The following is a 22,239-nucleotide window of genomic DNA, read 5'->3' on the forward strand; positions in this document are numbered from 1 at the left end:
ATTGGATAACTGTCTGGATGGCTGTATCGATATGGCGGAGTCGGGCGCGGCTAGGCTGTCCGGACAGTGGATCGTTGTCGATACAGCAGCGCGCTGGCAAGGATGAGCGCGCTCAGCAGCGGGGGCATGACGAAACCCAGAAAATAAACCCAAGAACGGAAAATGACCTCTGGCCGCCCGATAAGGGAAACGGGTACTGCCATGGCCAATATCGAAGCGATACAGATGGCCAGAACCGCTAGCGCCGGTCGCAGGCGAGCAGCGACGAGTATGTGGGTGGCACCTGCGGCCAGTGCGGAAGCGATGCCCACCGGATAAGAAAGCAGGAGTGCGAAGACGAACAACTCGAACGGATTCGACCAAGGGGATTGAGGGGTAAAGATCGAAGCCAGTGTCACGACCAGCGCGCCAATCGGTGGGCCGATTAGGCAATAGATGGCGATCAATCTTTTCGAGGCGAGCTTGGAAATTTCTGTCACTCAACGGTGAATTGACGAGCCGCTTGCCGCAGGCAATCCAGCGAACGTCGTCTCGGCGGCGCGCTTATGAGTTCGCATCCTTCGGATGTGGTTCGTTGTTGCTGGCGCCCCGGAGATTCATCAGGAAGAGTCCCACCTGCAGGGCAATCAGTGCATACGCCTCGTCATGCCAGCCCCACGCTGCCCACAGGATGTTGCTCAGGATGAAACACCAAAATCCCCAGCGGCGTTTGACCTGGCCTGAGGAAGCGACCAGCCAGGCAGCGATCAACGTGGCAAGCATGGCCGGCCACTGCAAAGCACTCAAGAATGTCTCCATGGGGCAAGATTACCCCAGTGCCGCCGCCTAGTCGCTCCTCACCAGGCCGCATTTCAGAGCGCGGGCCAAGGCTTGAACGATACTGCGCCTGGCATGACCATTCGCCACAGCGGCGAACTGACGGTATCCGGCGTGGACAAGCGGATCGCTGACGAAGGATGAGAAATGGGGGCGCCAAGCTTCAGGGCAGTTGACCTTGGCGCTGCCGGTGCCCCCGTGGGCGGGCAAGGTGTCGGCACACAATCTGTGCCGTTAAGCATTTCCTGGCCGGAAATAGAGCATTCACTGGCCAAGTGGCGTCCTTGCACGCAAAGCCGCCGCAAACGAAGGCCGCTTTGATAGGGCCGCCAGCGTGAAGAAGACCGCAGAAAGCAAATCTTGGCCAATCGCTACAAAATAAAGCAATACATGGCCAAAAAACTCGCTGTATTTTCAAGTGAGATTTAAAACAATGTCCGAGAAGTGGCCTATGCCTTGGAGCTCCTCGAACAACAAGGCTGCTCTATCGCATCTGGGCTAGCTGGCCCCAGATGAACTTGGCGGCTCCCGGCGCAGGTAAAGCTGGTCCGCCAACGCCTCGATCTCCCGAGACATGACCAACCGACTCCGCCAGTGGGCTGGAATGGCTTCAAATCCGTAGTAGGCACCTGCGAGCTGGCCGCAAATGGCTGCGGTCGTATCCGCATCATCGCCGAGATTGACGGCTTTCAAGATGGCCGTTTCGAAGTCATCGGTCGTCCAGAAGCACCACAGCGCCGCCTCCAAAGATTCCACCACATATCCGCTGCCATGAATCGCGCTTTCCGCTTTGCTACGTCATGCGCCCGCAGCCAGGGGTGCCGTCTTCGGCGCTATTGCCTGATAGCCATGCTGGAAGAGAAACGATTCCTTGTCCGCGCCTGTCAATGCAGCGCGCAGCTGCGTCGCAAACAAGCGCGTGCATTCGATGGCCTCTTCCGTGCCGTGGGTGGTTCGAGCGCTCTCGCCGGCATATTCAGTAACGAGCGCTCCCACGAGACACCTTGTTAAACTGCCATTTCAAGAAAAAGCCCACTCCTTATTGGAGTGGGCGGCCGTAGGGGCGGTTCGACACTCGGCGTAATGCGATATTTAGAACAGGACGGGCCAAACAATAGGCCCACCGGTAGCATTGCAGCTGTATTGATTCACTGCAGTGATTTTGTCATTCAGACCTAGATCGCTGATATTGCTGTACGAACCTGGGTAAAAGGTTCTCGTGGGAGCAGCTCGCCATGCGTTGTATTGCGCAGGGTCTTTAGGAGGGGCATCAATCCACACCTCCAGGCAGATGCGATCCGGCACCTTAATGGCTGTAGTGCGATCATTCATGAACCCACCGATGTTTGACACGGCCACGTTCAAGGGCGGTGTATATGTTCGGCCACCTTCTGCGTTGAAGTCTTTGTGTTCATATAAAACTGCTTTTTGGCACGCTATTGAATCGTACACGTCGATACTGGTAGTCCGGTCTTGCATAGGGTACGGCTTTAGGTCGGCCTGGCTTCCCAGAAAACTCGACGTCATGCCGCCAAAGTACTCATGCTCGTAAAGCGTGACACATTGATTGGACGCGACTGAAGAAATTTGGTCATTGATGTTGTCGTCCACACGTGCAACAGGCCCGTTCGCCACCAAAATGGCCTCTTGGTAGTCCTTGTGCTTATAGAAAACAGCTGCATTCGCCTGAATTGCGACCCCGGTCGCGAGTAGCAAGCAAATCATCTTTGCCTTATGCATGACATCCATCCTTTCGAGATTATTTTGTGTTGTTTTGGCCTTCTTGGCCGCAAACATTCTAGGCAAGTAATTTGTTCGAAATAAATGTTCAAATATTCCAAAAAACTTGTTCCGTTCTTCGGGGGCATTACGGGCTATGGCGGGCACATTTACTTGTGCAGATATTTTCCACCTAGGTTGAATAGGTAAACAGGCCTGCCTTGATGGCAGACAAGCACGCCGAAAGTAATAAGCGTGGAGGCGCAGCAGCTGCCCACCTATATAGGTGGGCTGATGCATCGTACGTAGAGCGGAATCGCGGCGGGGCATAGTTCGTGCTGCCAGCCGCACACTCGATCGGTGGTCGCGCGCTGAAGAACAAGGTGCTGCGGGGAATCGCTGCCGCAGTGTTCGTGGCCATCATCGCGTTTGAAAGCGGCTATTGCGCTTTCAATCGACGGGGAAGCCCAATACGGACAGTAGCTTTGTCTCGACCTAAGGGTTAGGGCGCACGTTCGGAACTCGGAGCGGCTTCATCGGGCTGGGCCCAAGCATTGACTCCCCAGGACTTGTCCAGCGACTCACGGCATGCTCGCGCCACGGCCAGCGATGCAAGCTGGAGTTCTTGCTCGGAAGCGCCGGCTGCGAGTGCATCCCCCATCCGTTTCATCGCTGCTTCGACTGTTCTGTTCTCCACCAATGCAAGTTCACCCCAGTAGAGCTCCCAGAAACGCGTACGTGCCTTCTTACCGGCCTCGGTTGTGCCAAGCGTGGCCACTTGCGATGCAACCTTCGTAGCCTCTGAATACAATGTCAGTTGTCGGTCCAGGAACGGCTTCGTCGCCTCTATTCGACGCGTCTCGGCCAAGCGTTCGGCTTCGAGTCGTCGCACTTCTAGTTCCTGCATTGATTTATCTCGCCACTGATAGACCCCCCACAGGAAACTGCAGATTGCGCCCGCTACGGCGAGTATCTTTAGCCAGTTCTCAAGCGACATTGTTCGCCTTCTGAGGACGCTATGCTTCTGTGCGCCCTAACGTGGAAGTAACCGGCCCCGAAGCGCCAGCGAAGGGAACCCAAATGCACAGCATTTGGGCTGTCCGGTTGACCGAAAGGTTAGAAGTCAATCTGCAACCCCATAAAGCGCAGCTGTGCGCCTCGCTCAGAGCGCTTAACAACAACTGGTTTGAACCGAAGCAAACGTGATCTTAGGGCCCCGTTTTTTTTTTTGCGCCTGCTCGACGCGTGGCAGGCGCGCAGCAGGCAAAACCCACGCGAGTCCTGGGCAGATGGTCACTTTATGCTTAACGGCACACAATCGAATGACTGGCGCTTTGCGTTTGGTGGACCGAAGGAGGATCGAACTCCCGACCTCCGCATTGCGAACGCGGCGCTCTCCCAGCTGAGCTATCGGCCCGTGGAGCCATCATAGCAACGCGGCCCCCCTGCAAAAAGTGGCCATTGATGCGGCGACGTGATGATTTGCGCCAGCGCAAACCGTGGAAGCGACTGAACACATCCGCGATGGCCGAGCAGAAACCGGATGTGTCGGCCGCCAAGGCGGGTTCGGCAAAATCCGCTCTTGAAAACGTCACACGGCGTCCATATTATTAGCACTCGTTAGCGATGAGTGCTAACCGTCAAATTGTTGCAAGCGCAACCTGAGATGTTGCACCTGTTTCGCGTCATTCATTTCGCAGGAGTTTGAAAGATGGCAATTCGTCCCTTGCACGACCGCGTCGTGATCAAGCGTGTGGAAGCTGAAGAAAAGACCGCCTCCGGCATCGTGCTGCCAGGCGCAGCTGCCGAAAAGCCGGATCTGGGCGAAGTCGTTGCGATCGGCACCGGCAAGCTGCTGGAAAACGGTTCGGTCCGTCCGCTCGCAGTCAAGGTGGGTGACAAGGTCATCCTCGGCAAGTACAGCGGCCAGACCGTGAAGGTGAACGGTGAAGAACTCACCGTGGTGCGCGAAGAAGACATCTTCGGCATCCTCGAAGCCTGATTTCGGTTTGCCTTCGATTCGATGACTGCGTTGGCTGCGCTGCGAATCTCCTCGCCGTACTCATGTACGGCTGTGTCGAGTCTTGCTTGCCGCCTTGTCCTCGAATCGAATCCTTCCCGAAATGCTGCTGCACACAGCGTGCAGCACTCCCCAGAATTCAATGATTTGGAGTAAATGAAATGGCTGCTAAAGAAGTCAAGTTCGGCGATTCCGCCCGTTCCAAGATGGTCAATGGCGTCAACATCCTGGCCGATGCGGTCAAGGTGACCCTGGGCCCGAAAGGCCGTAACGTGGTGCTGGAGCGCAGCTTCGGCGCGCCGACCATCACCAAGGACGGCGTATCGGTGGCCAAGGAAATCGAACTGAAGGACAAGTTCGAGAACATGGGCGCGCAGCTGGTGAAGGAAGTGGCTTCCAAGACTTCCGATATCGCCGGTGACGGCACCACCACCGCCACCGTGCTGGCACAGGGCATCGTCAACGAAGGCCTGAAGTATGTGGCCGCCGGCTTCAACCCGACCGATCTGAAGCGCGGTATCGACAAGGCCGTCGTGGCCCTGGTTGCCGAGCTGAAGAAGATCGCCAAGCCGACTACCACCTCCAAGGAAATCGCCCAAGTTGGCTCGATCTCGGCCAACAGCGATGAAGCCGTGGGTGCCAAAATCGCCGAAGCCATGGACAAGGTTGGCAAGGAAGGCGTGATCACCATCGAAGACGGTTCGGGTCTGGAAGACGAACTGGCTGTGGTTGAAGGCATGCAGTTCGATCGCGGCTACCTCTCCCCGTACTTCATCAACAACCCGGACAAGCAGATCGCCCTGCTGGACAACCCGTTCGTACTGCTGTTCGACAAGAAGATCAGCAACATCCGCGACCTGCTGCCGGTGTTGGAACAAGTGGCCAAGTCGGGCCGCCCGCTGTTGATCATCGCTGAAGATGTCGATGGCGAAGCGCTGGCTACCCTGGTGGTCAACAACATCCGCGGCATCCTCAAGACCGTGGCCGTCAAGGCTCCGGGCTTTGGCGACCGTCGCAAGGCCATGCTGGAAGACATCGCCATCCTGACCGGCGGTACCGTGATCGCCGAAGAAGTCGGCCTGACCCTGGAAAAAGCCACGCTGGATCTGCTGGGCCAAGCCAAGCGCATCGAAGTGGCCAAGGAAAACACCACCATCATCGATGGCAACGGTCAGGAAGAAACCATCAAGGCACGCGTTGCGACCATCCGTCGTCAGATCGAAGAAGCGACCAGCGACTACGACAAGGAAAAGCTGCAAGAGCGCGTGGCCAAGCTGGCCGGCGGCGTGGCCGTGATCAAGGTTGGCGCTGCCACCGAAGTCGAAATGAAGGAAAAGAAGGCTCGCGTCGAAGATGCGCTGCACGCTACCCGCGCTGCAGTCGAGGAAGGCATCGTGGCTGGCGGTGGCGTTGCGCTGCTGCGTGCCCGCGCCAACCTGGGTGAACTGAAGGGCGCCAACGCCGATCAGGACGCCGGTATCAAGATCGTGCTGAAGGCCATCGAAGCCCCGTTGCGCCAGATCGTTGCCAATGCCGGCGACGAGCCGAGCGTGGTGGTGAACAAGGTCGTCGAAGGCACCGGCAACTATGGCTACAACGCCGCAACTGGCGAGTACGGCGATCTGGTCGAGATCGGCGTGCTGGATCCGGCCAAGGTGACCCGCTCGGCACTGCAACACGCCGCATCGGTTGCCGGCCTGCTGCTGACCACTGATGCAATGGTGGCCGAGCTGCCGAAGGACGACGCGCCGGCAATGCCGGGCGGCGGCGGCATGGGCGGCATGGGCGGCATGGATTTCTAAGCCAGCCCGGCACCTGGTACCAAGCAAAACGCCACCTTCGGGTGGCGTTTTGTTTTGCAATCAAGCTTGGTAAAGGGTAATAAGCGACGGCGCGTTTCAACCCCGACCGCGTGGCTTGCTGGCGGCCGCGGCTCGGCTTTTGCCGGCTGCGGGGCGTTTGCCGCTACCCGGCTTGCTGCGTGCCGCCGGCATCGGCTTGCGCGGCGCCTGCCGAGGGGCCGCGACCGGCTTTTCGCCCGGCTGCTGCGACGGGATCAGGTGGTTGGGGCTGTTGCCGATCAGGTCGACGCGGCCCATGTCGACCAGTGCTTCGCGCAGGATGGGCCAGTTGACCGGGTCGTGATAGCGCAGGAAGGCCTTGTGGATCTTGCGGCTGTGCGCATCGCGGATCACCTCGACCTTTTCCGAGGTGCGGGCGAGCTTTCTCAGCGGGTTGCGGCGGGTGAACCACATGGTGGTGGCCATGGCCATCGGCGTTGGGGTGAAGGCCTGCACCTGGTCGGGCTTGAAGTTGTTCTTCTTCAGCCACAGCGCCAGGTTCAGCATGTCTTCCATCGTCGTGCCGGGGTGGGCGGCGATGAAGTAGGGGATCAGGTACTGCTGCTTGCCGGCCTGGCGGCTGTAATGCTCGAACATCTGCTTGAAGCGCTCGAAGCTACCGATGCCCGGCTTCATCATCTTGGAGAGCGGGCCATCCTCGGTGTGCTCCGGCGCGATCTTCAGGTAGCCGCTCACGTGGTGGGTGACCAGCTCCTTAACGTATTCCGGTGATTCCACCGCGAGGTCGTACCGGAGGCCGGAGCCGATGGTGATCTTCTTCACGCCGGGAATGGCGCGCGCCTTGCGATAAAGCTGGATCAGGCTGCTGTGGTCGGTATCGAGGTTCTCGCAGATGCCTGGGTACACGCACGAGAGGCGTCTACAGGACTGCTCGATTTTCGGGTCCTTGCACGCCAGCCGGTACATATTGGCGGTGGGGCCGCCCAAGTCCGAGATATGGCCCTTGAAGCCCTCGGTCTTGTCACGGATGTCCTCGATTTCCTTGAGGATCGAGCCTTCAGAGCGGCTCTGGATGATGCGGCCTTCGTGCTCGGTGATCGAGCAGAAGGTGCAGCCGCCGAAGCAGCCGCGCATGATGTTGATCGAGAAGCGGATCATTTCCCAAGCCGGGATATGCGCCTTGCCATAGCTCGGGTGCGGATTGCGCGCGTACTGCAGGCCGTAGACGTAATCCATCTCCGGCGTGGTGAGCGGGATCGGCGGAGGATTGATCCATACATCGCGCTCGCCGTGCAATTGCACCAGCGCGCGGGCGTTGCCCGGATTGGCTTCCAGGTGCAGCGTGCGGCTGGCGTGGGCGTACAGCACCGGATCGTGCGCGACGGCCTCGTAGGCGGGCAGGCGGATCACTGTTTTCTGCCGCTCGGCCTGCTTGGCGGCAAGGCGCTCGGCCTTACTGATGATGCGGATCGGCTGGGCGCCTTCGGGCATCGCAGCCTTGGCGGCGGCCTGTTTTTCCTCTTCCATCGCATACGGATCGGGATGCGGTTCCACCCGACCGGGTAGGTCGACGGTGGTTGAATCGAGCACCGCCCAGTCGCGTGCCGGCATCCAGCCATGCGACGTCATGAAGGCGGTGCCGCGAATGTCGCGGATGTCCCGCAGCTTTTCACCGGCGGCGGCGCGATGCGTCAGTTCGACCAATGCGCGCTCGGCATTGCCGAACAGCAGGATGTCGGCCTTGGCGTAGACCAGTGCCGATTGCCGCACCTTGTCGCTCCAGTAGTCGTACTGGGCGATACGGCGCAGGCTGGCCTCGATGCCACCCACCATGATCTGCACGCCGGGATAGGCTTCGCGGCAGCGTTGCGCGTACAGCGTCACCGCCCGGTCCGGCCGCCGCCCCGCCACGCCGTCCGGCGTATAGGCGTCGTCCGAGCGCGGTTTACGGTCGGCGGTGTAGCGGTTGATCATCGAATCCATGTTGCCGGCGGTGATGCCGAAGAACAGCCGCGGGCGGCCCAGCGCCTTGTAGGGCTCGGCGCTGTCCCATTCCGGTTGGGCGATGATGCCCACCCGGAAGCCCTGCGCTTCCAGCAGCCGCCCGACCAGCGCCATGCCGAAGCTTGGATGGTCGAGATAGCAATCGCCGGTCACCAGGATGACATCGCACTCGTCCCAGCCCAGTGCCGCCATTTCGTCCCGGCTCATCGGCAGGAAGGGGGCGGGCTGGGGGCGGCGTGGCGGCGCGTAGTCGTAGAGGGCGGTAGCAGCGGGATTCATGGCGGCGTGAACAAGGCTAATCGCGGATTGTCGCAGATTTGCCCGGTGCTGCCAAAATCGATCAGCGGAAAAACCTGAAAATTCAGTTGGATATGATCAAACGGGGGTCGCTTGCATGGTACGCAGCTGGGCCTGGATCGCGGCGCGCAGCAAGCGCACTGCTGCCCGCAACAGCCAGAGCAGCAAGCCCAGCGCCAATCCGCCCAGCAGCAGCAGGGCCAGGCCGAACAGCGCAGAGCCAGTGCGGCTGGGTGCGAGTCCGTGCAGGGTGAATTGCGCTTCGCCATCGCGCAGCAGCAGGCGCCCGCCTTCGAGCCGCACCGCGTCGTCGCCCGACTCGATCAGCACAGAGGCTCGCCCGGCGGCATCCGGCTGGATTAGTATCCGGTCCGTGCCGTCGCTCACGGCAATGCGTGCCTGCGGCGCCAGCCAGCGCTCCAGCGCGGCATCCACGCTGCCGCTGTTGCCAAACAGGGCGCTGCCGAGCACGACGATCCCCAGTCCGGCGATCAGTGCGGCCACCAGGCTGGCACCACTCAGCAGCAATAGCCAGAGCAGGGTGGGCAGTGCCAGCAGCAGATTGACTGCACCGAGGCTTGCCGTGGCCAGCACCACTTGCCACAGGGCCGGCAACGAGCGCCGGGTTTCCCAAGCAGCAACCGAGCGCTCCACCCGCAGGGTGCGGCCCAGCTCGCGCGGATCGCCCAGCGCGGCTGCGATCTCGGTTTCGTTGCGCCCTTCCGCCAGGCCCTCGCGAAAATACTCACGGTAATCGGCCAGGATGTCGTCCCGTTGTGCCTGCTGCAGTCCGGCCAAGGCGGCAGCCAGTTGTTGCAGGAATTCGTGCTGGGTCATGACGATGCTCCAGATGCGTCGGGCGCGAATACCACGGCCTCGACCTCGTTGACGAAACTGCGCCACTCATCGCGCATGGTGGCAAGCGCAGCGTGCCCGGCCGTGCTGAGCCGGTAGTACTTGCGGGAGGGGCCGCTGGCCGATTCGACCAGGTAGGTCTCCACCCAGTCTTCCTGCTGCAGCCTGCGCATCAGTGGGTAGATGGTGCCCTCGCTGATGTCCATGCCCGCGCTCAATTGCGTCACCAGCTGGTAGGCATAGCTGTCGCCGCGGGCGAGGACGGCAAGCACGCACATGTCGAGCGTGCCTTTCTTCAGTTGGATTTTCATCGTTCAGGGCCGCAGTGAATGAGCGCAATATATGGCAAGGTATCTTGTATTGCAAGATAGTTTGCGTTGCGTGTCGAAGCGAGCGCTCGTACCCGCTGGTCCGGTTGTCTTTGAGGGAGAGGCTAGATGGCGTTCCCGCGCAGCATATGGCACTCCAGCTCAGCCGCAGTGCGCCCAACCAGCAGGGTCAGCAGGCCCTGCATCCGTTCCAGGCGATTCAGCGCGCGATCGTCCGCGACTGCCAGTAGTCCGATTACCTGACCATCGCTACCGGGCAGCGGCAGGCCACAGTAGCCGGAGTACACGCCGGTGGCGGCTGGGAATTGCTGCTGCACGTCGCACGGCATTGATACCGCATTGCCAGCCAGCACGCTGGCGCATGGTGTGTTCTGCAGCTGGTAGCTGACGGGTGCCTTGGGATTGGCACCGTCGACGAACACCAGGCTATAGCCCTGGCCGGCATGCCGGGCGTCGCGCAACGTGACAAACGCGAAGCGCGCGCCGGTGAGCCGGGTCAGGCACAGCGCCTGCGCCACGAAGAACTTGGGGCCGCGATAGTTGGCCGTGGCGCGGGCGATGTCGGCTTGGGTCTGGTTGATCCACTCGGTTTCGGTCATGACGTACTCCGCTGGCAGATGGTGGCAGTATGGCAAAGCTGTCACTCAAGCCCAGAGGAAACATGGCCAATCTTTACGACCAGCTGCCGATTGCCTTGCCGGACGAGGTGTTTACCGATCTGGTGCGCCAGGACGGCGTGCGGATCGAACGCATCGTCTCCCATGGCCAGGCCACGCCGGATGGCGTGTGGTACGACCAGGCCGAATACGAGTGGGTGCTGCTGCTGGCTGGGGCCGCCGGACTGATGTTCGACGACGGCACGCCGCCGCTCGAACTCGCGCCGGGCGAGCATGTGCTGCTGGCGCCGCACCGGCGCCATCGCGTCAGCTATACCGCGCCGCAGACGGTGTGGCTGGCGGTGTGGTGGTCGCCCCAGGCCTGAATCACGGGCATGCCACCCGCCAGGCATCCAAGTTGCGCCGCTTGAGTACGCCGGAGAACTTCAGCTGCTTTGCCTGCGGGCAGAACTGGCTGGTGTCGCCGGTGAGATCGGTGTACTCGGCCATGAACACCGCCTTGCCGGCGTCGGTATAGGGCTTGAGGTCGGCGCACCAGCCGTAGTGCGCGCAGTCTTCCGTTTTTGCCCACCTTTTCTTACATCGCCGTTCGTCGGCTTGTTGGTCTAATCTGTCAATTGTCGCCAACAACATACAGAACAGCATGCTGATTGGATACGCACGGGTTAGCACTGATCATCAAGTAACTGACGTCCAACGTCGGGAATTGCAGCGTGTTGGCTGCAAAGTCATCTACGAAGAAACGCGATCAGGCGCCACCATGCGCCGACCAGAACTAAGAGCAATGCTTGAACGTCTCCAGCCCGGGGACGTTGTTCTAGTCTACAAGCTGGATCGCATCGCACGATCCCTGAAAGACCTGCTGACCATCATCGAGCACATCGAGGACTCGGGAGCAGAGTTCAAATCCCTGACCGAAATCATCGACACCACCCAGCCATCGGGACGCATGATCCTACAAATCCTCGGGGCATTTGCCGAGTTCGAGAAAGAGCTAACCCGGGAACGCACGAAAGCTGGACTAAAGGCAGCCAAAGAGCGCGGTGTCCGGCTAGGCCGAGAGCGTGTGCTATCCGACGATGAGGCTGCAAAGATAGTAGCGCTATGGTCTAACGGATCATTCAACAAGCTGCAGCTATCCCGCAAATTCAACATATCTCGCCGAACCATCAGCAGAGCAATTGACCGCGCTAACCGCGAAGCTCAACCCGAGCTGTTCGCCCATGTCCTGGCCGGGGATTAACCCGGCCACCCTACGGGCAAGGGACGGCATGGGCTCTACCCACATCCGCTACGACGACACGCCGCCCGGCTAGCAGAAAGACCGTCTGGCCCGTCACGGCCCGGTGTCGGCTTCGCCTGCCCCCGGCCGTGCCCAGCCATCGACGTAAAAACCACCCGGGCGGCTTTTCGTGACGGTCGCTTTATTCCGACAGACGGCTTTGCGTATTTATGTGACAGTCACTATAATTTGAGTGTGGGCAACGTGCGTTAAGGGGATTGAAATGCGTGACAGTCACGATGACAAAACACTGCAGCTAGATGTGGGCGAAACACCAAAGAAACGCGGTAGGCCAGCACTGGGCGATAAGCCAATGACTGCTGCTGAGCGCAAAGCCAAATCCCGACTTCAAGCAAAGCGCACAGCCTTGAGCATCGACCTCGATAACTTGAAAACCTTAAGCGATGAACAACTCCTTTACCTAATGAGAAACATGGTAGGCATAGCTAGTCGCGCCAGGCTTGCATGGGCCGAATATGGTCGCCGTCACGAAATCCTTGTTTTCGATCCTAGCGATGCGGTGCGAGCTCAGATACAGAGCCTGAAGGCAGCGGAAAGCAGACTTCAAAAAGCTATCGAGGTGACTGTCACAAAAGAAGCGCCCGCTCCTGGAAAGCCGAATAAAGTGACTGGCACAAAAGAAAAGAAGGACGAAGCGGCCCCACCAGTGCAAGAACGCCTGCCGATGGCAGACTTGATCCGCGAAGCAAAGACGCGAGGTAAATTCGCGACTGTCACTAATTCAAAGCCTACACAGAAGAATAAAGCGGCAGTCACTAAAACGCCCGCTGCAAAGTACCAGCATCCTACCGAGGCAAACGCCACGTGGAGCGGGCGAGGGAAGAAGCCTCAATGGGTTATCGACTGGATGGCATCAGGTAAATCGCTCGAGGCTCTCGAGAGCAAATGAAGCTGACGCCGGCATGTAAGCACTCATGTCAGCAATGGCCACACTAATTTCTCTGAAAACAGAAAAGCCCGCGATCGCGGGCTTTTTGGTCTGTAGCTATCAAGAATCAGCGTTTTTAACTCGTCGACGGCTTCGGCCGGGGTCCACCTGGTTGTTTTCCAATAGGTTGCATCTATCCAGATCAACCACACGCCGCCCACTCTCTTCACGCATCTGCCGCAGCAACTCAGCCTCAAATAGCTTCGTCAACCGTCCCATATGCCACGTAAACGCACTACAACCAACATAGGCGTATGAAGCAAAAGCAGCATGACGGCTGGACCAGTTGCAATAACGTCCATTGCGTCGGCGGAAGCGCCAATACAGAGAGCTGAGCTCGCCCCAAAACGCCCAAGCCATTACCGCCACAAACAGCATAAGCAACACACCGAGCTGAAATCCCGCCCAAAACACCTGCATGGCGGCCTCAGCAAGTTGCTGCGTTTCCAATTCACTCATTGTCTTTCCTTTTTGTGACCGTCACTCAGCGGCAATCCGTCGGGCGAGGTGAACGTATCGGGCACTCAGCCCATGCGATGAAATCGATCCGCCGTTGCTCTGGCGTTCTATCGAGAGATGCGCAGCCAGAAAGGATCAGCACAAGGAGAACGGCGCACCTCATACCGATGCCCCGCCGTGCTCAACTGGTTGTAGCTGCTGCTGCTGCTGCTGCGTCTGCTGCTGATCCGGTGCAAGGTGCGGCAGGAAGATGCCATTAGCGACGATGTTGCGGCACAAGTCATCGTCCATCTGAATCGGCGTGGCTTGATTGGTGTAGCACTTGCAGCGGTCGCCGATGGTGACGCATGCCTGAGGCGCCGGAATCTGCTGCGGCTTGGCCAAGTCGTCGTAGGCCGGGGCGGTGTGCGGGAGCCCGTCCAGGCGCGGCTGCTGTTTCTCGATCCACGACAGCTCTGGCTTTGCCATGGCGGTCTGCTGGGGTGTGTAGCCGGCAGGCATTGCTTGCCCTTCCGCCACTTCGGCAGCTTGAGGATTCTGCAAGCGGTTTAGGTACTTGGTGGCAGTCCAGATCAGCCCGGCCAGCACGAACGGCAGTAGCAGCAGGAAGAAGACGCGGGGCGGTATACGGCGCTTATGCGTGTGCATCTCAGCCGACTTGTAATAGCTAAATACCTCCTTCGGGTATCCCCACTTGGTTTTGACGGCATCGGCGCGGGAGGTATCGCAGTTGAGCTTTACTTGAGCCCATTCGTTGAGGTTAGCGGCATGCATGCCAAAGGCCCGCATGACATGGACGTGGCGCCCCACGAGCGGCCGCACGTTGCCATCGAGTAGGCGCGGGCCTTGCGTGATCAGAAACAGATCGTGGCCATTGTGACGGTGCGTTTCGCACTTGGAGACATGCTCGGGCACTTGCGATCCATTGGCACGGGGCCGAAACACGCGCTGGCACTCATCAATGACGATGATGGCGCCGGGCGGTAGCTTGTGCCAATCCTCGGCTTTGTCGAGCTCAAGCCACGGCAACTTGAGATCCGAGATCCCGGAGTAATAAACCTGCCGACCCTCTTTTTCGGCCATCTGGTTCACATACCAGAGCGTATATAGCGTTTTCCCAGCGCCGGGCTGTCCAGTAATGAGCGTAATCATTTAGTCACCCACTTTTTAACGGTTTCGCCGGTCAGGCCGTTGAGTACCATTCGCGCGACGATGGCCGAAAAGACAATAGAAAGCACGACGTCGAGCTTCATCACGCCGAGCACCTGTAAAACACCCGGCGGCGCACCTGAAATCACGGATTTGACGTTGTTGAATATGCTATCCAGACCAGTGCGCAGGCCGGTATAAGTCACGACGCCAACACCCATTGCAATAATGGCGCGACCGATAATCGTGCCAGCAGCACTGGCAAGGGCGCCAACAAGGGCGGGAACGAATACAGCAAGTAACGGTACTGGCATGATTAACCCCTAAATACGATCAATGCGGCGATGATCCATGCACCGGCAACCATTAATTCGCCGATGATTTGTAGCGTTGAACAGATTTTAGATAGCGCAATGGTGACGCTTCGACCCATTACCGACACCTGTATGTCTTGAGGGCAGGAGCGCGATAACCATGCATCGGTTTTGATGGCGCCTTGGAAGCTAATAGCATCGGACGAGTCGCCAAAAATTTGCCCTTTCACTTCTTCGAGACCAGTACCATCCATGGCACCTTGCCCTTTTTTATACAGGTCGCCCTCTTCAATTGTTTTAGCGTCTTGATCAGCCCGGCAGTACTCTTTCCAATTCACCTTTGCTATTTCACAACTGACCGCATCATCTGATTCACAGGTAAATGCTTCGCATGAAGCAGTTACGCTGCTTTTCGTGCCTTTGCATTGCTGTGCATTGGGATTGTTTTTGCAGTATTCCTCGGACGGTTGATCCGTCGTTTCCGTGCGCGTTGTCGTGCAACCTTCAGGCTTGGTGCACGTAGAACCGTCCGGCATCTTTCCACCATTGGGAACAGTCGTCGTCGTGGTGTCCGTAGTCTTTACACCAGTGCCGGTATCAGTAGTGCTCTTGGTTGTCGTTTCCGTTGTCGGTTGACCACTGTCGGTGGTAGTTGTCTTAGTCGTTTGCGTTGTCGTCGTTACCGGCGTATCAGGCGAAGGATTGACGCATCTCACTTCACCATTGACGTACCCGAACGACTTTCCCTTAGCCAAGCAATCCCCCTCGGTTGTTTTAGGAACCGGCGTGGGGCCGGGCGTAGGAGAAGGACCGGGCGTTGGATTGACGGGCGTAGGAACTGGCGTAGGCTGCGCCGCAGGGTCTAATTCACCCCTTTCGCACGCCTCACCTATTGAGCGCTTGGCAGTAGACGTGCACGTATAGAAACCATTTTGCTTATTGCCGCAATAGAGACCGCCCGATGCCGCATACAAACAACCGTTGTCGCAGCGCAATACAAAATCGTCTATCGAGCTAGATTTAAACGTCATGCGCCCACCCATTGTGCCCTCGGCAGGGCATGGCTTTGGCGTCGGAGTCGGTGCAGGCGTCGGAGTCAGCGCTACACATTGCCCAGTTACAGGATCAAGCGTTGATGGCGAATTACAGGCTAAACCGTCATCCGACAACATGGCAGCGGTTACAAGGCCCGTCCAAGTAGAGCCCGTCCACCGATCAACAGAACAGCCACTGCCAGCGACCTGCTTCATGTATGTATTCGTTTTGTACGAAGACGGCGTCGCCGCATACCAAGCTTCACATGCGCCCCAAGCAGTATTCCCATATGCAGTAATACCCGGTGACGAATATGGAGACTCGTTTGAAACGGCTTTCCATTTGGCAAGTGCTGGATTTGCGATTAGCAGCAGTGCAATTAATCCAATACCCAATAGAAGGCGACGAGCACCGCAAAAATATAGAGCCATACCATTCATTTCATCCCCGCCTAGGCAATAAAAAAGCCGCCGCCAGATAGCGACGGCTCGACCGGACCAGATGGATTTACAGCGCGCCGCGAATCCACTTGTAAACCTTGATGCCGACGTAGATCAGCACCACGGCAGCACCGATGACACCAACGGCAGTCGCTGCATCGGTAATGCCGGCCGTAATCGATGCGGTGTCGATGGCAGCAAAGGCCGCAGAAGTCGCAGCCATGAAACCTGCAGCGACAGGAGCAAAAAACTTAATCTTCTTGAACATCGTCTTTTTCCTTGATTTGACGGGCTATGGTTCGCCATCCCCATGCTATAGCCCAAAGCACGAGAATGGATGTGAGCAAGGAATTGGCTTCCGCCATGCTCAAATCTGGTAGTGTTTTTAACGACTGAATTTCGGCATGTGTCATCAGAATAAAACCCGGGCATTGTTCTGGCGGCACATCCCGATAGACCAAGGTATTACCCGTGCCCGGCGCATCCAAAGGACCACAACTAGCCGGCCCTGTACCACATAGCTTTACTTCAAAGCAGGTGGGCATATCAATTTCTCGACTTCCAAATTACAACGCCAATCACCAGAGCGAGACCGGCAATGCTCATTACAGTTAATGTGACAGTCACATATAAAGCAATTTGCGGAATCATGCGGCCACCCGTTGTGCATGCTTGTAATCGCGCATTGCCAATAGATCGCGAATATCCAGCGGATTCATATTGAATAGGCTGGAATTACGCACCGGCATGACGCAAAGGCGATTGCTCGATTTAAATGGCTTGAAATCGCGCGGCACTTTAAGCGCCTCATCGAGCAAATAGACATTGCTGGCAAGCCAAGAGACGCCCGCGTCAATCAGCTTCTTACGGTTTTCGTAGAATTGCGTCTTTGAATAGTCCATGCGCACAAGCGATTCACCTTCGGCCGCTAAGCGCATCCAGAAGGCGAGCAGGTTATTTGCAGAACGCGTGCCATACACGGATTGCAGACGGCTACGGACAGCTTCGTGATTGCGGACGGTTTCCATGTCGGAATCCCCCTCTTTAAGCAACTTTTGAACTTCGGTCGAATAAACGGATTCTAGGTATTCGTCAGTAATTTCTGAAACGAGCGGGTAACGGTCGCCAAAGTCATAATTCAATTTTGGCGCATTGATTTGCACTTCTACCCGTAGCCGTGAATCAGCTATCTTCGCAAGTGCGCGCAAGGTGCGATGAACTTTGTTAACTTTTCTTGATTCGGTCCATTCGGACATATTCTTGTATTTAGCATTAAGAATCACCGGCAGGATACGGCGGATTCTCGGCAAATCATGGGCGCGGAATTCCGGGCCTTTGTGATACAGCCGCAATGTCGTCATTTCGCCCGGAAAATGCAACGAGTGGTCGCCATGCTGGCTTGATTTATCTTTGCGACGCGGAAATACGGCTTTCTTCAATGCGCGGAAATATTCGGCTATTGCATCTGGGCTGAGATAGAACATATGCGCCCAGTCAATACGACGTACTTCCCAGTATTTTGCCGATGGCAATTCCCAATTCGGGTCTTGCTGCGGATTAAGCAGTAATTCGGTTGTCGATATCAGCAAAAAGCACAGGGTTTGCACGTCAACGGGATTGCCATAGACATTTTGGCCATATAGCACTTTATGAACCGAGCACTCCAAGAGAATGTACGGTTCGCAAGGTACTAATTCGCAGCGACCTTTGATGTTGACCCAATCATCGCGGCAGACACGGAAGCTAATGCGGCTGTCGTAGCTGCCATCCAATTTGCCTGTCGTCATTTCGTAGAGCATTTCGCCGCTACGCAGATCGATACCTTGTTTGAGCGTGCATTGCTGTTCGAGGTAATCGGCCAATTGCGGATTAATGATCGGCGAACGCAGCTTGATCGTATCGACGGCCATTATTCGATCACCGCCACGTTGATGGCCTTGAGATCTGCCACGTATCTGGCCCAGCGCGTCGGGCCGTAGACATTGAGCACGCCCGGCAGACCTTGGTGGTCCATCAGACACCACGCCATGAACAGCTCGGTGGCGTGAGGCTCTTTGTGGAACTCGTCGATGCGTTGCTGCACTGCCGGAGTCGTCCGGGCCATCGTCGAGAGGGCCACAGCGCGTAACCGCTCTTGCTGGTTCAGGGCCTTTTGGCGATGCGAGACACGTGTCATGGGGCTCTAGCGCTGTAAGGAAGTCGGTTTTCCGGTAAACCGGACTGATTCGGGGTGCTACATCCCGAACCCCGAAAAATCCGCCCCGGTTGGGGCGGCTTTTTGGGAAAGGTTTCCGCTGTTTTTCTGACGAAGCCTTTAAGCTGGCTTGTGTTGCGGCTGAGGATCGCCATAACCAATGACGATGGGCTGCAAACGGCCAAAGCGCATGACGTTGTCCGTCACCAGATCAAGCCAAGCGGGGAACTTGACCTTTTCGAACTGAGGAAGCGTCTCGACTGCGAGATCAATCTCGCCGGGCTCAAAACCAAAGCCCTCTTTGGTGAAGGCTTCAGTCGCTGCAGGCTGGATGGGCGACCCGATGATCAGGGTGCACATGTCGTAGGGTTTCTTGCTGGCTTTGGCGATGCCTTTTTGGCGGCGGACGCCCAGAACGAGAGCTTTCATGCTGCTTCCTTTGAACGGTGAACGCGAAACGGTTTAGGATTCGCAATGAACCACCGATTAAAAGAAGGCTTACCCCGTTCAACCAGTGATTGAATGCAAGCCGATAGAACCATTCAACGAGTGATTGAATCAATACCCGTAAAGAGGCCCAGTCATGAAGACCAGCATAGATTTGCTTACTGAGTACCTAAGAGAGCATGAACAAAACGACGCAGCAAAGCTCTGCAACGTAAGCGCAGCAGCCGTAAGCGCATGGAAGAAGCGAGGAAGGGTTAGCCCTGCAGCAACAGTCAAAATCGGACTGTTCCTAGACTATCCCTATGATTTTCTTGTGAAAATTGTTGCGATCGAACAAGAAACGACCGAAGAGGGCCGCAATTTTTTGACTCAACTGGCCCATACGCTACGCCCAGCGATGAGGACCGAGACTAATGGGCAGAAACGTCCGTCATGGCCCAGTCGAAGTGCGAGACCAGATCGCCGGTGAGCGCGGGCGCGTTCTTCTGGCCGATGGACAGCCCGCGTGCATGCGCCTCGTCCGCCAACCAGCGGTTGTAGGCCAACTGATCGGCGCGGGTCAACGTAAAGCCGGTGTCGTTGGTGTAGCCCTCGATATTGTCCGGCTCCACGCCGTCGAAACCCTTGTCACGGCACAGGTCCAGCCGCGCACGCATGATGGGCGCCAGCTCGTCGATGCGCCGGATGTCCAGCCAGCGCTCGCCCGCCCAGCTGGCGTAGTCCTTGCCGAGTACGGCGGCGGGGAAGGCGTTGCGGTCCGGCCGCCAGTTTTCCCAGGCGCCGGCGTTCAGGTAGCAGATCACCCGCTTGCCGCGCGCCTTGAGCTGGCTTACCAGCTGGCTGGGCGTATCGAACAGGTCCAGATCATAGATGGCAACGTCCTGCGTGCTGTCGATATTGCCGTCGAGCTGCCATTGCCAGCTGGCGCCGGGTGCGGGAATCCAGCGTGGCTGCGGATATGGCGTCGGGGTGGGTGTGGGATTCGGATTGATCACGATGCCGACCTCGGCATTGCAGCCGGCCAGCAGCAGCGCGGCACCGGCGACGGGCGTGGCCAGCCACCACAGCAGGGTTCGAGGCGAAGACATGGCGGTACTCCTGACGTTGCCGGCCAGCATACGCCGACGCGCTAGCGGTCGACGACGCCTGGGCTGCGGAATGGCGAGTGCATTTCCAGTTCGTCCCGGTAGCCGGCGACGAGTTCGCGTTCCTGCGCGAGGAAGCGGCCGACGGCATCGGCAAAGCCGGGGTGGGCCAGCCAGTGGGCGGAATGGGTGACGACCGGCGAGAAGCCGCGCGCCAGCTTGTGTTCCCCCTGCGCACCGCCTTCGAACACGGCGATGCCGTGGCGAATCGCCCAGTCTATGCCCTGGTAGTAGCACAGCTCGAAGTGCAGGCCCGGCACCCAGCCGGCCTGGTCCCATTGCGCGCCCCAGTAGCGGCCGTACAGGCGATCCGGACCCACCAGGTCAAGCGCACAGGCAATGGGCTGACCATGCCGGCGGGCAAGGAACAGCAACCACTGCTCCGGCGCGGCGGCGTGGCTACCGGTGAAAAAATCGGCGTTGAGATAGGGGCTGGAGCGGTGCTCGTGATAGGTCTGTGCATAGCAGCGCAGGAAGAACGCCCAATGCTCGGCAGTGATCGCCGCGCCGTGCAGGGCTTCCACCTCGACGCCGGCTGCTGCCACCTTCCGGCGTTCCTGGCGGATCTTCTTGCGCTTGTCGTGTGACAGGCTCATCAGGAAGTCGTCGAAATCGTGCCACGCGGGATCGCGCTGCCAATGGAACTGCAGCTGTTCGCGTCGCGCCAGCCCGGCCGCGTCGGCCGCGGCGAGATCGTCGGCGTCGCAGAACAGCAGATGCAGTGACGAGGCATCCTGCTGTCGCGCCAGCTCCTGCGCCGCGGCGAGCAGCTGCAGCCGGTCTTCATGGCTGCGTGCCAGAAGGCGCGGGCCGGGCAGCGGCGAGAATGGGATGGCCGACACCAGCTTGGGGTAATAGTCGTGGCCGTGCTCGGCATAGGCACGCGCCCATGCCCAATCGAAGACATATTCGCCGCGTGAATGGGACTTCAGGTACAGCGGCAACGCGGCAGCGAGGCGCTCGTTGCGCCACAGCGCCAGGTGGCACGGTTGCCAACCGCTGGCGGCACTGGCGCAGCCGCTGGCTTCCAGCGCGGCGAGAAAACCGTGCTGCAGCGCCGGATGCGGGCCGGCAAGGCGGTTCCAGTCCGCGGCGGGCAGTTCGGTGAGGTCGGTGTGGATGCGGATCATGGCTGACGGCCTGTAGCCAGGGGCAGACGAAGCGAGGGTGACAGCGCCGGGGCGGCGGCTTACAGTATCGCCCCGCTGCAGTGCAACAAACATACGCTAAAGCTGTAGCGGCGGCGATGGGGGACTGAGGGACATGCCTTAGCGACGCCTTGTAAGCATCAGACTACCATCGCCTCACGCTTTCGGAGAGTGGTACGCATGCCTCAGACTTTACGCGTCGGCCTGATCGGTTACGGTTACGCTGGCAAGACCTTCCACGCGCCGCTGATCGCTGCGACGCCGGGCCTTGATTTCGTGGCGGTGGCGAGCTCGCGCCCGGCCGACGTGATCGCCGACTGGCCCGATGTCGCGGTCAAGACCGATCCGGCCGCGCTGATCACCCGGCCCGATCTCGATGTGGTGGTCATCGCCACGCCCAATGATACCCATGCGCCGCTGGCGCGTGCCGCGCTTGCCGCCGGCAAGCACGTGGTGGTCGACAAGCCGTTCACCGTGACGGTGGCCGAAGCCGAGGAGCTGGTGGCCGCAGCGCAGAGCGCCGGCCGCGTGCTGTCGGTGTTCCAGAATCGCCGCTGGGATGCGGATTTCCTCGCCTTGAAAGCGCTGATCGCATCCGGCCGGCTGGGCCGCATCACCGAGTTCACCAGCCGTTTCGACCGCTATCGGCCGCAGGTGCGCCAGCGCTGGCGCGAAGGCGCCGGACCGGGTGCCGGCCTGTGGTACGACCTGGGCCCGCATGTGATCGACCAGGCACTCGATCTTTTCGGCATGCCGCAGGCGGTCAGCGCCGAGCTGGCGATCCGTCGCGATGGCGGCCTGTCGGTGGATGATGCGCTGGTGGTGCTGCACTACCCGGACAAGCGCGCGGTGCTGGGCGCCAGCATGCTGGTGTCCGGTGGCACGCCGCGCTTCCTGGTGCATGGCACCGCTGCGAGCTTCATCAAGCACGGGCTTGATGGCCAGGAGGACCAGCTCAAGGCCGGGTTCGACCCGCGCCACGCCGACTGGGGCATCGATGCCAACGCCGCCACCTTGTTCAGCCACGATGGCGATACGCCGCGGAACGAGCCGGTGACGCTGCCGCGTGGCGCCTACCAGGACTACTACGCCGGCGTGCGCGATGCCGTGCTCGGCATTGCGGCCAACCCGGTGCCCGCCACCGAGGCGGTGCGCAGCATGCGGGTGATCGAGGCCGCAGTCCGCGCCGCCAAGACCGGCAAGCGCGAGAAGCTGTAA

General features: G+C 59.0%; 27 protein-coding genes and 1 tRNA gene. 6 read left to right on the forward strand and 22 right to left on the reverse strand.

Annotated elements, in window-relative coordinates; genetic code table 11:
* Positions 1-50: 50 nt before the first annotated feature.
* The 6 genes from FLM21_RS02300 to FLM21_RS02330 all read right to left on the reverse strand — a co-directional run bounded on the left by FLM21_RS02300 (position 51) and on the right by FLM21_RS02330 (position 3,952).
* Entirely contained in the window at positions 51-479 is a 429-nt protein-coding gene (locus FLM21_RS02300) for a hypothetical protein (protein ID WP_148714015.1), read from the reverse strand.
* A 64-nt stretch (positions 480-543) separates the two neighbouring features.
* Positions 544-798 carry a hypothetical protein gene (locus FLM21_RS02305; RefSeq protein WP_148714016.1) on the reverse strand — a complete coding sequence of 85 codons (255 nt, stop codon included), beginning with the start codon at positions 796-798 and terminating at the stop codon, positions 544-546.
* A gap of 516 nt (positions 799-1,314) precedes the next feature.
* On the reverse strand, positions 1,315-1,593 hold the full coding sequence (locus tag FLM21_RS21755) for an ADP-ribosylglycohydrolase family protein (RefSeq protein WP_148714017.1): 279 nt from the start codon (positions 1,591-1,593) through the stop codon (positions 1,315-1,317).
* Between the two features lie 315 nt (positions 1,594-1,908).
* Positions 1,909-2,835 carry a beta/gamma crystallin family protein gene (locus FLM21_RS02315; RefSeq protein WP_187360053.1) on the reverse strand — a complete coding sequence of 309 codons (927 nt, stop codon included), beginning with the start codon at positions 2,833-2,835 and terminating at the stop codon, positions 1,909-1,911.
* 202 nt (positions 2,836-3,037) lie between these two features.
* The gene (locus FLM21_RS02325; RefSeq protein ID WP_148714019.1) at positions 3,038-3,532 is read right to left on the reverse strand and encodes a hypothetical protein; all 495 of its coding nucleotides are present in this window, start codon (positions 3,530-3,532) and stop codon (positions 3,038-3,040) included.
* A gap of 344 nt (positions 3,533-3,876) precedes the next feature.
* A tRNA-Ala gene (locus FLM21_RS02330) sits at positions 3,877-3,952 on the reverse strand.
* A gap of 294 nt (positions 3,953-4,246) precedes the next feature.
* On the opposite strand from FLM21_RS02330, the gene FLM21_RS02335 reads away from it, so the two are divergent.
* Positions 4,247-4,537 carry a co-chaperone GroES gene (locus tag FLM21_RS02335; protein ID WP_148714020.1) on the forward strand — a complete coding sequence of 97 codons (291 nt, stop codon included), beginning with the start codon at positions 4,247-4,249 and terminating at the stop codon, positions 4,535-4,537.
* A 179-nt stretch (positions 4,538-4,716) separates the two neighbouring features.
* Positions 4,717-6,357, forward strand: a complete 1,641-nt coding sequence (gene groL, locus FLM21_RS02340) for a chaperonin GroEL (RefSeq protein WP_148714021.1) — start codon at positions 4,717-4,719, stop codon at positions 6,355-6,357.
* Positions 6,358-6,453: 96 nt separating this feature from the next.
* Here groL and FLM21_RS02345 read toward each other — a convergent pair whose 3' ends face one another.
* From FLM21_RS02345 to FLM21_RS02360, 4 genes are all read right to left on the reverse strand, one after another.
* The gene (locus FLM21_RS02345; RefSeq protein ID WP_148714022.1) at positions 6,454-8,640 is read right to left on the reverse strand and encodes a YgiQ family radical SAM protein; all 2,187 of its coding nucleotides are present in this window, start codon (positions 8,638-8,640) and stop codon (positions 6,454-6,456) included.
* A 96-nt stretch (positions 8,641-8,736) separates the two neighbouring features.
* Complete coding sequence (locus tag FLM21_RS02350; protein WP_148714023.1) at positions 8,737-9,495, reverse strand: DUF1700 domain-containing protein; 759 nt, start codon at positions 9,493-9,495, stop codon at positions 8,737-8,739.
* Positions 9,492-9,824 (reverse strand): PadR family transcriptional regulator, encoded by a 333-nt coding sequence (locus FLM21_RS02355; protein WP_148714024.1) that lies wholly within the window; start codon positions 9,822-9,824, stop codon positions 9,492-9,494. Before FLM21_RS02355 ends, FLM21_RS02350 begins: the two co-directional genes overlap by 4 nt.
* A 122-nt stretch (positions 9,825-9,946) precedes the next feature.
* Positions 9,947-10,441: a hypothetical protein gene (locus FLM21_RS02360; RefSeq protein WP_148714025.1), complete on the reverse strand. Its 495-nt coding sequence runs from the start codon at positions 10,439-10,441 to the stop codon at positions 9,947-9,949.
* Between the two features lie 62 nt (positions 10,442-10,503).
* Here FLM21_RS02360 and FLM21_RS02365 point away from each other — a divergent pair, with 62 nt between their 5' ends.
* Positions 10,504-10,824 carry a cupin domain-containing protein gene (locus tag FLM21_RS02365; RefSeq protein WP_148717423.1) on the forward strand — a complete coding sequence of 107 codons (321 nt, stop codon included), beginning with the start codon at positions 10,504-10,506 and terminating at the stop codon, positions 10,822-10,824.
* 1 nt (position 10,825) lies between these two features.
* Here FLM21_RS02365 and FLM21_RS02370 read toward each other — a convergent pair whose 3' ends face one another.
* On the reverse strand, positions 10,826-11,104 hold the full coding sequence (locus FLM21_RS02370) for an endo alpha-1,4 polygalactosaminidase (RefSeq protein ID WP_148714026.1): 279 nt from the start codon (positions 11,102-11,104) through the stop codon (positions 10,826-10,828).
* Between FLM21_RS02370 and FLM21_RS02375 the strand changes: the two genes are divergently transcribed.
* Positions 11,103-11,702 carry a recombinase family protein gene (locus FLM21_RS02375; protein WP_148714027.1) on the forward strand — a complete coding sequence of 200 codons (600 nt, stop codon included), beginning with the start codon at positions 11,103-11,105 and terminating at the stop codon, positions 11,700-11,702. The genes FLM21_RS02370 and FLM21_RS02375 overlap by 2 nt on opposite strands.
* Before the next feature lie 262 nt (positions 11,703-11,964).
* A complete protein-coding gene (locus FLM21_RS21190; protein ID WP_246120809.1) occupies positions 11,965-12,651 on the forward strand; it encodes an H-NS histone family protein in 687 nt (228 codons plus the stop codon).
* Between the two features lie 99 nt (positions 12,652-12,750).
* Here the strand turns inward: FLM21_RS21190 and FLM21_RS02385 are convergent, their stop codons facing one another.
* The 11 genes from FLM21_RS02385 to FLM21_RS02435 form a co-directional block, all read right to left on the reverse strand.
* Positions 12,751-13,149: a hypothetical protein gene (locus tag FLM21_RS02385; protein WP_148714028.1), complete on the reverse strand. Its 399-nt coding sequence runs from the start codon at positions 13,147-13,149 to the stop codon at positions 12,751-12,753.
* Between the two features lie 159 nt (positions 13,150-13,308).
* Entirely contained in the window at positions 13,309-14,301 is a 993-nt protein-coding gene (locus tag FLM21_RS02390) for a zonular occludens toxin domain-containing protein (RefSeq protein WP_148714029.1), read from the reverse strand.
* Positions 14,298-14,612 (reverse strand): DUF2523 domain-containing protein, encoded by a 315-nt coding sequence (locus FLM21_RS02395; RefSeq protein ID WP_148714030.1) that lies wholly within the window; start codon positions 14,610-14,612, stop codon positions 14,298-14,300. The genes FLM21_RS02390 and FLM21_RS02395 overlap by 4 nt, the downstream gene beginning before the upstream one ends.
* Before the next feature lie 2 nt (positions 14,613-14,614).
* Positions 14,615-15,643: a virulence factor TspB C-terminal domain-related protein gene (locus tag FLM21_RS02400; protein ID WP_148714031.1), complete on the reverse strand. Its 1,029-nt coding sequence runs from the start codon at positions 15,641-15,643 to the stop codon at positions 14,615-14,617.
* A gap of 511 nt (positions 15,644-16,154) precedes the next feature.
* Positions 16,155-16,355, reverse strand: a complete 201-nt coding sequence (locus FLM21_RS02405) for a major capsid protein (RefSeq protein ID WP_148714032.1) — start codon at positions 16,353-16,355, stop codon at positions 16,155-16,157.
* Positions 16,339-16,632 carry a hypothetical protein gene (locus FLM21_RS02410; protein ID WP_148714033.1) on the reverse strand — a complete coding sequence of 98 codons (294 nt, stop codon included), beginning with the start codon at positions 16,630-16,632 and terminating at the stop codon, positions 16,339-16,341. The genes FLM21_RS02405 and FLM21_RS02410 overlap by 17 nt, the downstream gene beginning before the upstream one ends.
* 102 nt (positions 16,633-16,734) lie before the next feature.
* Positions 16,735-17,997, reverse strand: a complete 1,263-nt coding sequence (locus FLM21_RS02415; protein ID WP_148714034.1) for a phage/plasmid replication protein, II/X family — start codon at positions 17,995-17,997, stop codon at positions 16,735-16,737.
* Positions 17,997-18,191: a hypothetical protein gene (locus tag FLM21_RS02420; protein WP_148714035.1), complete on the reverse strand. Its 195-nt coding sequence runs from the start codon at positions 18,189-18,191 to the stop codon at positions 17,997-17,999. Before FLM21_RS02420 ends, FLM21_RS02415 begins: the two co-directional genes overlap by 1 nt.
* 210 nt (positions 18,192-18,401) lie before the next feature.
* On the reverse strand, positions 18,402-18,710 hold the full coding sequence (locus FLM21_RS02425; RefSeq protein WP_148714036.1) for a CTX-RstB family phage integration protein: 309 nt from the start codon (positions 18,708-18,710) through the stop codon (positions 18,402-18,404).
* A gap of 428 nt (positions 18,711-19,138) precedes the next feature.
* Entirely contained in the window at positions 19,139-19,816 is a 678-nt protein-coding gene (locus FLM21_RS02430; protein WP_148714037.1) for an endo alpha-1,4 polygalactosaminidase, read from the reverse strand.
* A 41-nt stretch (positions 19,817-19,857) separates the two neighbouring features.
* A complete protein-coding gene (locus FLM21_RS02435; protein ID WP_148714038.1) occupies positions 19,858-21,003 on the reverse strand; it encodes a GNAT family N-acetyltransferase in 1,146 nt (381 codons plus the stop codon).
* A 198-nt stretch (positions 21,004-21,201) separates the two neighbouring features.
* Between FLM21_RS02435 and FLM21_RS02440 the strand changes: the two genes are divergently transcribed.
* Entirely contained in the window at positions 21,202-22,239 is a 1,038-nt protein-coding gene (locus tag FLM21_RS02440; RefSeq protein ID WP_148714039.1) for an oxidoreductase, read from the forward strand.

This window comes from Chitinolyticbacter meiyuanensis (assembly GCF_008033135.1).
Lineage (GTDB): Bacteria > Pseudomonadota > Gammaproteobacteria > Burkholderiales > Chitinibacteraceae > Chitinolyticbacter > Chitinolyticbacter meiyuanensis.

Excerpts from the sequence above, each read along its gene's own strand:
- FLM21_RS02370 (WP_148714026.1), bottom strand. The coding sequence starts at position 11,104 with ATGCTGTTCTGTATGTTGTTGGCGACAATTGACAGATTAGACCAACAA.
- FLM21_RS02430 (WP_148714037.1), bottom strand. The coding sequence starts at position 19,816 with ATGTCTTCGCCTCGAACCCTGCTGTGGTGGCTGGCCACGCCCGTCGCC.
- FLM21_RS02425 (WP_148714036.1), bottom strand. The coding sequence starts at position 18,710 with ATGAAAGCTCTCGTTCTGGGCGTCCGCCGCCAAAAAGGCATCGCCAAA.
- FLM21_RS02415 (WP_148714034.1), bottom strand. The coding sequence starts at position 17,997 with ATGGCCGTCGATACGATCAAGCTGCGTTCGCCGATCATTAATCCGCAA.
- FLM21_RS02325 (WP_148714019.1), bottom strand. The coding sequence starts at position 3,532 with ATGTCGCTTGAGAACTGGCTAAAGATACTCGCCGTAGCGGGCGCAATC.
- FLM21_RS02435 (WP_148714038.1), bottom strand. The coding sequence starts at position 21,003 with ATGATCCGCATCCACACCGACCTCACCGAACTGCCCGCCGCGGACTGG.
- FLM21_RS02385 (WP_148714028.1), bottom strand. The coding sequence starts at position 13,149 with ATGAGTGAATTGGAAACGCAGCAACTTGCTGAGGCCGCCATGCAGGTG.
- FLM21_RS02410 (WP_148714033.1), bottom strand. The coding sequence starts at position 16,632 with ATGCCCACCTGCTTTGAAGTAAAGCTATGTGGTACAGGGCCGGCTAGT.
- FLM21_RS02345 (WP_148714022.1), bottom strand. The coding sequence starts at position 8,640 with ATGAATCCCGCTGCTACCGCCCTCTACGACTACGCGCCGCCACGCCGC.
- FLM21_RS02360 (WP_148714025.1), bottom strand. The coding sequence starts at position 10,441 with ATGACCGAAACCGAGTGGATCAACCAGACCCAAGCCGACATCGCCCGC.
- FLM21_RS02395 (WP_148714030.1), bottom strand. The coding sequence starts at position 14,612 with ATGCCAGTACCGTTACTTGCTGTATTCGTTCCCGCCCTTGTTGGCGCC.
- FLM21_RS21190 (WP_246120809.1), top strand. The coding sequence starts at position 11,965 with ATGCGTGACAGTCACGATGACAAAACACTGCAGCTAGATGTGGGCGAA.
- FLM21_RS02355 (WP_148714024.1), bottom strand. The coding sequence starts at position 9,824 with ATGAAAATCCAACTGAAGAAAGGCACGCTCGACATGTGCGTGCTTGCC.
- FLM21_RS02400 (WP_148714031.1), bottom strand. The coding sequence starts at position 15,643 with ATGACGTTTAAATCTAGCTCGATAGACGATTTTGTATTGCGCTGCGAC.
- FLM21_RS02420 (WP_148714035.1), bottom strand. The coding sequence starts at position 18,191 with ATGGCCCGGACGACTCCGGCAGTGCAGCAACGCATCGACGAGTTCCAC.
- FLM21_RS02350 (WP_148714023.1), bottom strand. The coding sequence starts at position 9,495 with ATGACCCAGCACGAATTCCTGCAACAACTGGCTGCCGCCTTGGCCGGA.
- FLM21_RS02390 (WP_148714029.1), bottom strand. The coding sequence starts at position 14,301 with ATGATTACGCTCATTACTGGACAGCCCGGCGCTGGGAAAACGCTATAT.
- FLM21_RS02335 (WP_148714020.1), top strand. The coding sequence starts at position 4,247 with ATGGCAATTCGTCCCTTGCACGACCGCGTCGTGATCAAGCGTGTGGAA.
- FLM21_RS02365 (WP_148717423.1), top strand. The coding sequence starts at position 10,504 with ATGGCCAATCTTTACGACCAGCTGCCGATTGCCTTGCCGGACGAGGTG.
- FLM21_RS02305 (WP_148714016.1), bottom strand. The coding sequence starts at position 798 with ATGGAGACATTCTTGAGTGCTTTGCAGTGGCCGGCCATGCTTGCCACG.
- FLM21_RS02375 (WP_148714027.1), top strand. The coding sequence starts at position 11,103 with ATGCTGATTGGATACGCACGGGTTAGCACTGATCATCAAGTAACTGAC.
- FLM21_RS02315 (WP_187360053.1), bottom strand. The coding sequence starts at position 2,835 with ATGCATCAGCCCACCTATATAGGTGGGCAGCTGCTGCGCCTCCACGCT.
- groL (WP_148714021.1), top strand. The coding sequence starts at position 4,717 with ATGGCTGCTAAAGAAGTCAAGTTCGGCGATTCCGCCCGTTCCAAGATG.
- FLM21_RS02440 (WP_148714039.1), top strand. The coding sequence starts at position 21,202 with ATGCCTCAGACTTTACGCGTCGGCCTGATCGGTTACGGTTACGCTGGC.
- FLM21_RS02405 (WP_148714032.1), bottom strand. The coding sequence starts at position 16,355 with ATGTTCAAGAAGATTAAGTTTTTTGCTCCTGTCGCTGCAGGTTTCATG.